At 72.2% G+C, this 8020-nt stretch carries 7 protein-coding genes; 3 read left to right on the top strand and 4 right to left on the bottom strand.

All coding sequences use genetic code 11. The features are described 5' to 3' along the window. Positions 1-117 precede the first annotated feature (117 nt). Positions 118-1071 (bottom strand): hypothetical protein, encoded by a 954-nt coding sequence (locus ACZ6TV_RS07225; RefSeq protein WP_465296274.1) that lies wholly within the window; start codon positions 1069-1071, stop codon positions 118-120. After that, positions 995-1561 (bottom strand): pentapeptide repeat-containing protein, encoded by a 567-nt coding sequence (locus ACZ6TV_RS07220; RefSeq protein WP_465296273.1) that lies wholly within the window; start codon positions 1559-1561, stop codon positions 995-997. Before ACZ6TV_RS07220 ends, ACZ6TV_RS07225 begins: the two co-directional genes overlap by 77 nt. Between ACZ6TV_RS07220 and ACZ6TV_RS07215 the strand changes: the two genes are divergently transcribed. After that, a complete protein-coding gene (locus tag ACZ6TV_RS07215; RefSeq protein ID WP_465296272.1) occupies positions 1560-2522 on the top strand; it encodes a hypothetical protein in 963 nt (320 codons plus the stop codon). The genes ACZ6TV_RS07220 and ACZ6TV_RS07215 overlap by 2 nt on opposite strands. 186 nt (positions 2523-2708) lie before the next feature. Further along, entirely contained in the window at positions 2709-4895 is a 2187-nt protein-coding gene (locus ACZ6TV_RS07210; RefSeq protein WP_465296271.1) for a CBM35 domain-containing protein, read from the top strand. Positions 4896-5258: 363 nt separating this feature from the next. Here the strand turns inward: ACZ6TV_RS07210 and ACZ6TV_RS07205 are convergent, their stop codons facing one another. Beyond that, positions 5259-5687, bottom strand: coding sequence for a GNAT family N-acetyltransferase (locus tag ACZ6TV_RS07205; RefSeq protein WP_465296270.1), 429 nt, complete (start codon positions 5685-5687; stop codon positions 5259-5261). Between the two features lie 29 nt (positions 5688-5716). Then, a complete protein-coding gene (locus ACZ6TV_RS07200; RefSeq protein WP_465296269.1) occupies positions 5717-5896 on the bottom strand; it encodes a hypothetical protein in 180 nt (59 codons plus the stop codon). A gap of 304 nt (positions 5897-6200) precedes the next feature. Here ACZ6TV_RS07200 and ACZ6TV_RS07195 point away from each other — a divergent pair, with 304 nt between their 5' ends. After that, positions 6201-7895, top strand: a complete 1695-nt coding sequence (locus tag ACZ6TV_RS07195; protein ID WP_465296268.1) for a methyl-accepting chemotaxis protein — start codon at positions 6201-6203, stop codon at positions 7893-7895. Positions 7896-8020 lie beyond the last annotated feature (125 nt).

Below are 8020 nucleotides of genomic sequence, written 5' to 3'. Positions count from 1 at the left end.
AGTAGGAGCGTGGTCACCCCTTGTGGGAACCCACATGTGTTTTTCTCACCCGACACCTTCCCCACCCCCCCCGCTCCGGCGACGCCCCCCCCCCCCCCCCCCACCGCCGGAACCGGATCACTGCGGGAAGTCGCCGGGGTCGACCGAGTCGGTGTCGGCGTTGCCGCCGACGCTGGCCTTGAGCGTGATCTCCCAGGTGGTGTACTGCCGGCTCGTGGTCTTGAACTCGAAGATGTCCGCGAACTTCTCGAACTCGCAGGAGCGGGTGAACCCGGCGGCGCCCGCGTCCCAGTCGACGCCGGTGGCCATGAAGACCTGGTAGTTGCCGTCCTTGACCCGCTTGACCTTGAACGTCTTGCCGGCCGAGACGTAGACCGTCCAGGCCGCGACCTTGGAGCCGTTCGGGACGAGGCTCACGACGACGTCGGTACCGCTGCCGCTGTTGTTGATCGTGAACTCGCCGGAACCGTTGAGGGTCCCCTTCTTCACCATGGTGCCGTTGCCCAGCGTGCGGGTCTGCTGGGCGACCGGCGCCGGCAGCCACGCGCCGAACGTGAAGGCGGACCCGAAGGCCTTGGCCGCCTCCCGGAGGTAGGTCGCCGCCTGCGAGCTGGTCACCTGGGCGACCGCGGAGGCAGCGGCGCAGATCTCGCCCGACTTCGCGGACCCGGCCAGCGCGCCGGCGTCGCTGCTCAACGAGTCGAACGCCCGCTTGAGCTGCTCGTGCCCGGCGGCCGCCTCCTTCGGCGGGGTCAGGTACGCGAACCGGGGCCCGCTCGCCTTGACCGCCTCGGACAGCGCCTGGACGGCCTCGACCATCGCCGCCTGGTTCTTCGCCGCGGCGACCTTCTGCCACGCCGGCCCCATCAGCGCGTCGGCCTCGGTCAGCAGGTTCTGGTACGCGGTGGCGGTCACCGGCTCCGGTGCCTTGCTCGGCGTCGGGCTCGCCGACGCGCCGCCGGCCGCACCCGAGGACGTCCGCTTCTGCTCCGGGTCACCGCCGACGAAGGCCGCGACCCCGCTGACCCCGCACACCAGCAGGAGCACGACGGCGACGACGCCGACGATCACCTTGTTCCTCGAGCCCGTGGACGCGGGCCGAGCACCGCTCGGCCACCCTGTGCCCGGACCGCCGATGACGGCACCGGTAGCCGGCGCGTTCCAGGCGGGCGGCCCTGCGGGCGGCATCCCGGACCCGTCCGGCGGCCCGTACGCCGGCATCCCAGAGGTGGGCGGTCCGAATGCGGGCATCCCAGAGGTGGGCGGCCCGAACGCGGGCATCCCAGAGGTGGGCGGTCCGAACGCGGGCACGCCAGAAGTCGGCGGCCCGTACGCCGGCATCCCGGAGGTCGGCGGCCCGTACGCGGGCATGCCGGAGGTGGGAATGCCGGAGGTCGGCATGCCCGGGGCGGGGGCAGGTGCGCCCCACGGGGGTACGTCCGGGTTCGGCCCGGAGGGAGAGGGCGGCGTCGTCACGCGAGCACCGTACCGGTTCAGATGCATGTGCATGTGCCCCGACCGGCACCTGGTGAGCGCCGGGTGACGCTACCCTCCGCTGCATGGCTGAAGATCACGTGTACGGTGTGCGGCTCTTCGTCCCGGGGACCGCGGCGACGGCGGCGCAGTGGCAGGACGCGCTCGGACGTTCCGGCCTGACGCTGGACGGTGAGTCGCTCACGTCGCCGGACCTCGGCTTCCGCGCGCTGACGGAGTGGGTGGAGAACGACGGATCGTTCGGGCAGGCGTTCGCTCTCGGCACGATGCCGGCGGAGGAACAGTCCGCTGTCGCCGCGGCCGGCAGCGCCCTGGTGCTGGATCTGCCGGTGTACCTCGGCGCGGCGGCGGGACAGGTGGCGGCGCTGATCGCCGCGCTGGGCGACGCCGGAGCGCTGGGGGTGCGGCTCGAGCAGTCGAAGCTGGGCTGGCCCGTCGCGAGCTGGATCCGGGCGCTCGAGGGCGGCGACCCGTGGTCGCTCTACCGCTGCGCCGTCGTGGTGCTGCAGGACCACGGTGGGGCGCGATCCTGCGGCATGCACGCGTTCGGGTTGCCGGACGCGCGGGTCGAGGCCCCGTCGTCGGAGGCGAACCGGCTCCTCGGCGAGTTCAACGTGTACCAGCTGGCGGAGGATCCCGTGCTGGTCAGCGGCGACACCTTCCGGCCCGACCTGGACACCCCTCGCCGCCGTCTCGAGCGCTGGCCCGATGACGCGTACCCGAGCGGCCACGCCTGCCACAACCCCTTCGGCACCTGGCGCATGGGTCCCGAGGGAGGCGAGGCGGACCCGCGCGGCGAGCTCCGGCCCGTGTTCATCCCCGCCCTGGTCGCCGTCCTCACCGCCGCCGAGAAGCGGGCCGGCCGGGGCCTGCGCCGCGAGGAGGTGGAACGCCTCACCGGCGAAGGTGCCTGCATGATGATGACCCACGCCGACGCGCAGCGGCTCGAACGCGGGCGCGGCTACGCGGACCTCGAGCCCGAGCTCGCCTGGAGCCAGTGGCAGATCCTGCGAGGTCCCATGGCGTGACGTCCGACCCTGCCCGGGACCTTCGTGCCGATCACCGGCCGGGGTTTCGAAAACGGTCGACGGCGGCGCCCGTACCGGCGAACCATCGAGAGAATTGGGAGCGCTCCCAAGTGATCGGTCCTGCTCGGGGCCGGTTCCCACCTCCGCCAAGGTGAGGTTCGAATGAGGTTCCACCACCGTGCCGTGATGACCGCGGCCGTGCTGGCGGCCGCGGTCCTGGCGACGGTCGGGGTAGTGCAGCTGCGCACCGCCGACGCCGCCGTGGCCGCGTCCACCATCACCGTGGACACCGACCGCCAGTTCGGCAACCTGCGCAAGGCCGGGCTCGGGACGCTCTTCGGGGTGGCCGCCGCGCCGGACACGCCCCGCGACCTGATGATCGCCTCGCAGCGCTACCTCAGCCAGCACCAGAGCGCCCAGGGCGACGCCTCCTACCCGACGTCGACCGAGGCGGTCGTGGGCAAGCTGCGCAGCACCGACGTCAAGATGATCGGGCGCTACAACGATCTCATGGGCGGCTGGCCCTACGACTGGAAGGGCACCGCCGACTGGTACGCCAAGGTGGACAGCGCGACCCGCTCCATCCAGGCGTACAAGGACATCCTGCTCGCCGTCGCACCGTTCAACGAGCCGGACAACAAGCTGCAGGGCGGGTTCGCGCAGGACGCCGCCGTGCCCGGCAACACCTACGACGAGAAGTTCAACTGGCTGTGGGCTGCTACGTACCGGCGGATCCGCGCCATCGACCCGACCGTCCCGATCATGGGACCGAACTACGAGTTCTACCTCGGCTGGCAGCCCGAACTGCAGACGAAGATGCGCAACTTCCTGGTCAACGCCCGCAACACCGGGACCGTGCCCAACATGATCGGCTGGCACAACCTCGGCCCGAGCCCGGGTGACGTGCCGGAGACGCTCAGCCGGTACTACCGCCCCCTGGAGAACGAGCTCGGCATCCCCGGCCGCCCGCTGCCGGTCGTCATCGAGGAGTACGGCTCGGGCGCCGCGAAGGACTTCGAGGGCGTACCCGGTTCGATGATCAAGCACTGGGCCGAGTTCGAGCGGTACAACGTCGACCACGCGATGATGGGCATCTACACCAACCCGGGGCTGCTGGGCAACACGCTGCGGCGCACGTCGGCGGGGCTCAAACCGAACGCCGGCTGGCAGATGATGGCGTGGTACAAGGCGATGACCGGCACCCGCGTCGACGTGAGCCGGTGGGACACCCGGCGCTACCTGGCCTCCGACGGCGTCGCCAGCTGGGACGCGGGCAACCGAACCGTGCAGATCCTCGTCGGCGGTGAGGACAACGACGTCGACGTGCGGGTGCTGGGCCTTGCCCGGCGCGGCCTGACCGGCAACGTCCGGGTGCGCGTCGACTCGGCGGTGTGGACGGTCGACCCGCTCGCCACCGACCGCAACGTCCAGGCCGGCGGCGACTGGCAGAGCGCACCGCTCAACCTCGTCGACAAGACCATGACGGTCGACGCCTCGGGCGCGCTGACCGTGCCGGTCCACCGGATGGAGGGCTACAACGGCTACCGCATCCTCATCTCACCGGCCGCCGGACCCGCCGCGTACCCCACGAAGTACGAGGCGGAGAACGCCCAGCGGGTCAACGCCGCGGCGCGGACCGGCAGCGCCGTCGCGTCCGGCAACGGCTGGGTCGGTGGCATCGACTTCGCCGACAGCGCCGTCACCTTCACCGTCACGGCGGCGTCGGCGGGCATCCACACGATGACGGTCCGCTACGCCAACGGCACCACGGCCGCGAACGCCACCCACACGGTGCGCGTCAACGGCCAGCCGCAGGGCTCGGTCACCTACCCGAACCTCACCAGCGGCTGGGCGAACTCGGAGCTGCGCACCACCACGAAACGGGTGGCGTTGCGGGCCGGTACCAACACCATCACCCTCGGCAAGGGCACCGGCTACGCGGAGGTCGACTTCATCGACGTGCGCCCCGACACGCACCGCTACGAGGCCGAGCTGGCCGCCGTGACCAACGCCCGCATCGGCGGCTTCCGCTGGAACGAGTTCCCCGACAAGGTCGGCGGCATCGACTTCCCGGACAGCGCCGTCGAGTTCGCGGTCGAGGCACCGATGACCGGCACCTACCGCCTCGAGGTCGGCTACGCCAACGGCACCACCGCCACGTCCACCCACCAGGTGTCCGTCAACGGCGCCGCCGCGGGCACCGTCTCCTACCCGAGCACCGGCGCGTGGTTCGACGGCCCGGCCCAGGACCGCGCCGGCCGCACCGCCGCGGTGACGGTCCAGCTCAACGCCAGCACCAACCGGATCCGCCTGCAGAAGGGCACCGGCTACGCCGAACTCGACTACGTCGAGCTCAAGAAGACCGACGCCTGACCAGCCGTCGCGGTGCCCGGCCGACCCCGGGCACCGCGACCCGCCCCACCGCACCTCGCCCGGTCCGTCGGGGTCGCCGCGCCCGCGAGCGTTCCAGGTGTCCGCGGGACGTTGCCCCTTCCCGCCCGGGACGGCGGCCCTCGAAGCTGCCGGTGGTCGTCGATGGGACGGCGGCGCGAAGGGAGCACCTATGTCGGGGTCAGGACGCCAGGGACCCGCCGACGGGCGGCGACAGGTGGTGGAGCATGAGCGAGACGCGCACCGGCATCCTCTCCGCGGTCCTCGCCGTCATCATCGTGCGGCGCGTGTCCGTGTGGCGGGACCACCCACCCGCGGGATGACCAGGTACAGATGCCGGCAGCGTCACGGGCGGACGAACACGGCCATCCGCGCGGCAGGCCTGAAGCCGTGCTTCTCGTAGAACCCCGAGGCGTCGCTGTCCCGGGCGGTCAGCAGGTACCAGTGCCGGACGTCGGGCATCCGGTCCGTCAGGGCTTCGAGCAGCGCGCTGCCGTTTCCCTGACCTTGGCGGGCCGGCCGCACGCACATCTCCTGCAGCAGGAAGTGATCCTCGGAGCCCGAGCGCTCCCGGTGTCCGATCGCGAACCCCAGCAGCTCGCCGTCCGGGGCTCTCAGGCAGACACCGTGCGCGCGTGGGGTCGCGAGGAAGTCCGCGAGGCGCCGCGTGGCGTCCTCGACTCGCCAGGACTCGCTCCACGGCGGCGCGTTGAACGTGGCGACGTACAGCGACGCGCACGACTCGAGGTCCTGCTCGGTCAGGGTGTCGATCACCACGAGAGGATGCCACGTCCTGGTGAGCTTCACGGGCCGGAAGGGGGCCGGCGGCGGCGCGGCAGCGCCTGTGGACGGCTGAGGTGCGCCATCGCGCGCAGGAGCTCGGGCCGTTCCCGGGGCTTCGTGCCGCGCAGCACGATGAGGACGAGGACAACCCGGGCCGTCGCCCAGATCGCCGCGCACGCGACAGGGACCAGGAAAGCCAACGCGGGTAGTGCGCCCATTGACGTACCTCCGGCAGACACGGCACCCCGCGCGTCCGGCTCCGAGCCGGACGTGAGCGTGCAGATGACACCGGAGGTCTCTTCCGCCGTCCGTTGACGCGTGGACGGCCGACAGTGCCGGGGCAAACCCTGGATGGGGTTCGACCGTGCTGACGACAGCTGCCGCGGGGAATACTCCCCTCCCGTTTTGTAGCGAGCATGCCACGTCCGGTAACAGATCACCAGACGTGCGGTCTAAACATCGTTTTGCCCTCAGGTCGTGCTGGTGGGCGCCGAACGGCTCTGCATGGCTGGATTGCGGCGCCTCGCCGGACCGGTTGCCGGGGCGCTGGCCGCGCTCGTCGCGGCGTTCCTGGTGATGCAGCAGATCACCACCGGGGCGTTCGACTCGCTGGAGGCCCGGCAGGCCGCGCAGGACGCCGAGCGGCTGCGGATCGGGCTCGACGGGCAGGCGCAGGTCCTGCAGATCCTCGGCGCGAACAACGCGGTGTGGGACGTCATGTACAAGATCGTCGAAGAGGCCGACTCGGCCACGTTCGAAGGGAACTACCCCGCGGACTCGCTGCCGTCCGTCTACGACCTCGACGGCCTGATCGGGGTGAGCGTCGACGGCGGCGTACGGGTCGGCGGCATGACCAGCAGCTCCGCCGCCTACCAGGCGCCGGGCGGCGCGCTGGCCGACCCAGCGGTCCGGCGCAGGCTGTTCGACCCGGCCGCCCCGGCGGGCACGGCCAGCTGCGGCATCGTGACGGCCGAGGCGCCGTACTTCTACTGCGGCCTGGCCACCTTCCCCACCACGGGCGAGGGTTCCCCGTCCGGCGGCCTGATCCTGCTCCGCCGGATCGACGCGAAGCGGCTCGGCGCGCTCGGCGCCGCCGTCGGCCTCCCGCTCACGGCCGTGGCCGCCGTGCGGGGCGGCGCCGACGCGCAGCCTGCCGTCGAGAGCGCCGTCGGTACCTTCTCCGTCAGCACCGCGGTGACCGGCGCGGACCACATCGCGGTCGACGCCGTCATCCCGACCGTCGACGGCGGGCGGATCGTCCTGGAGACGGTGCAGCCACGGCCGATCCACGCCGCCGCGAGCCGGACCGCGCTGCGGCTGTTCGCGTTCGTGGCGGCGGCGACCGTACTGCTCGCCGCGCTCATGCTCTGGTTGAACCGGGCCACGCTGCGCCGCCGGGTCGGTCCGCTGCGCCGCACCATGGAGCGGATCGTCAGCGGCGGCGACACCGCGCTGCGCGTCCATCCCACGGGCGCCGACGACATCGCCGCGCTCGGCCGGTCCATCGACGCAGTGCTCGACTCCCTCGCCACCCGCGACGCGCAGCTGCACGACGAGCAGGAGCGCCGGCAGCGCGAGGCCGTCACCGCCGAGGCCGAGCGGACCGAGGCCGACCGTCAGGCCCAGGCGCGGGCCCAGGCCCTGGTCGCGGACACCTCCCGGGCCGTGTCCGGCCAGCTGTCCCAGGTCGCCGCCGAGGTCACCGCCGTCGGCACCGCGACCGCCGACATCGACGCCCGCATCCAGGCCGCCCGCGTCGCGGCCAATCAGATGCTCGCCGAGAACACCCGCACCGCCGAGCTCGTCACCGCCCTGCAGGACAGCCTCGGCAAGGTCGACGACGTCATGCGCTTCATCAACGGCGTCGCCCGCCAGACCAACCTCCTCGCGCTCAACGCCACCATCGAGGCGTCCCGGGCGGGTGCGGCGGGCCGCGGCTTCGGCGTCGTGGCGAACGAGGTGAAGAACCTCGCCGGCAGCACCGCCGAGTCCACCGAGACGGTCACCGCGACCCTCAACGACCTGCGCCGCGACGTGAACGGGGTGGTCGCCGCGATGGACCGCATCGCCGCCGCGATCGGCGGCATCGACACCAGCATCACCGACGCCCGCCAGGTCGCCGCCCGCCAGAGCGAGACCGTCGCCGACCTGACCACGCAGTTGCGCCACGCCACGGACCAGGTCGCCACGCTCACCTGACCGCTGCCCTGCCGGTCGGACGCGGGGGGGGGGGGGGGGGGGGGGGGGGGGGGGGGGGGGGGGGAGAGGGGGGGGGGGGGGGGGGGGAAGGAACAAGCAAAGAAAAAAACAAAACACCACAAATA

It is taken from the genome of Dactylosporangium sp. NPDC051087, from assembly GCF_055586325.1.
This window is presented reverse-complemented; position numbering and strand designations above follow the sequence as displayed.

Coding starts and splice junctions, on each gene's coding strand:
- ACZ6TV_RS07220 (WP_465296273.1), bottom strand. CDS start 1,561: ATGCAGCGGAGGGTAGCGTCACCCGGCGCTCACCAGGTGCCGGTCGGG.
- ACZ6TV_RS07215 (WP_465296272.1), top strand. CDS start 1,560: ATGGCTGAAGATCACGTGTACGGTGTGCGGCTCTTCGTCCCGGGGACC.
- ACZ6TV_RS07210 (WP_465296271.1), top strand. CDS start 2,709: ATGACCGCGGCCGTGCTGGCGGCCGCGGTCCTGGCGACGGTCGGGGTA.
- ACZ6TV_RS07195 (WP_465296268.1), top strand. CDS start 6,201: ATGGCTGGATTGCGGCGCCTCGCCGGACCGGTTGCCGGGGCGCTGGCC.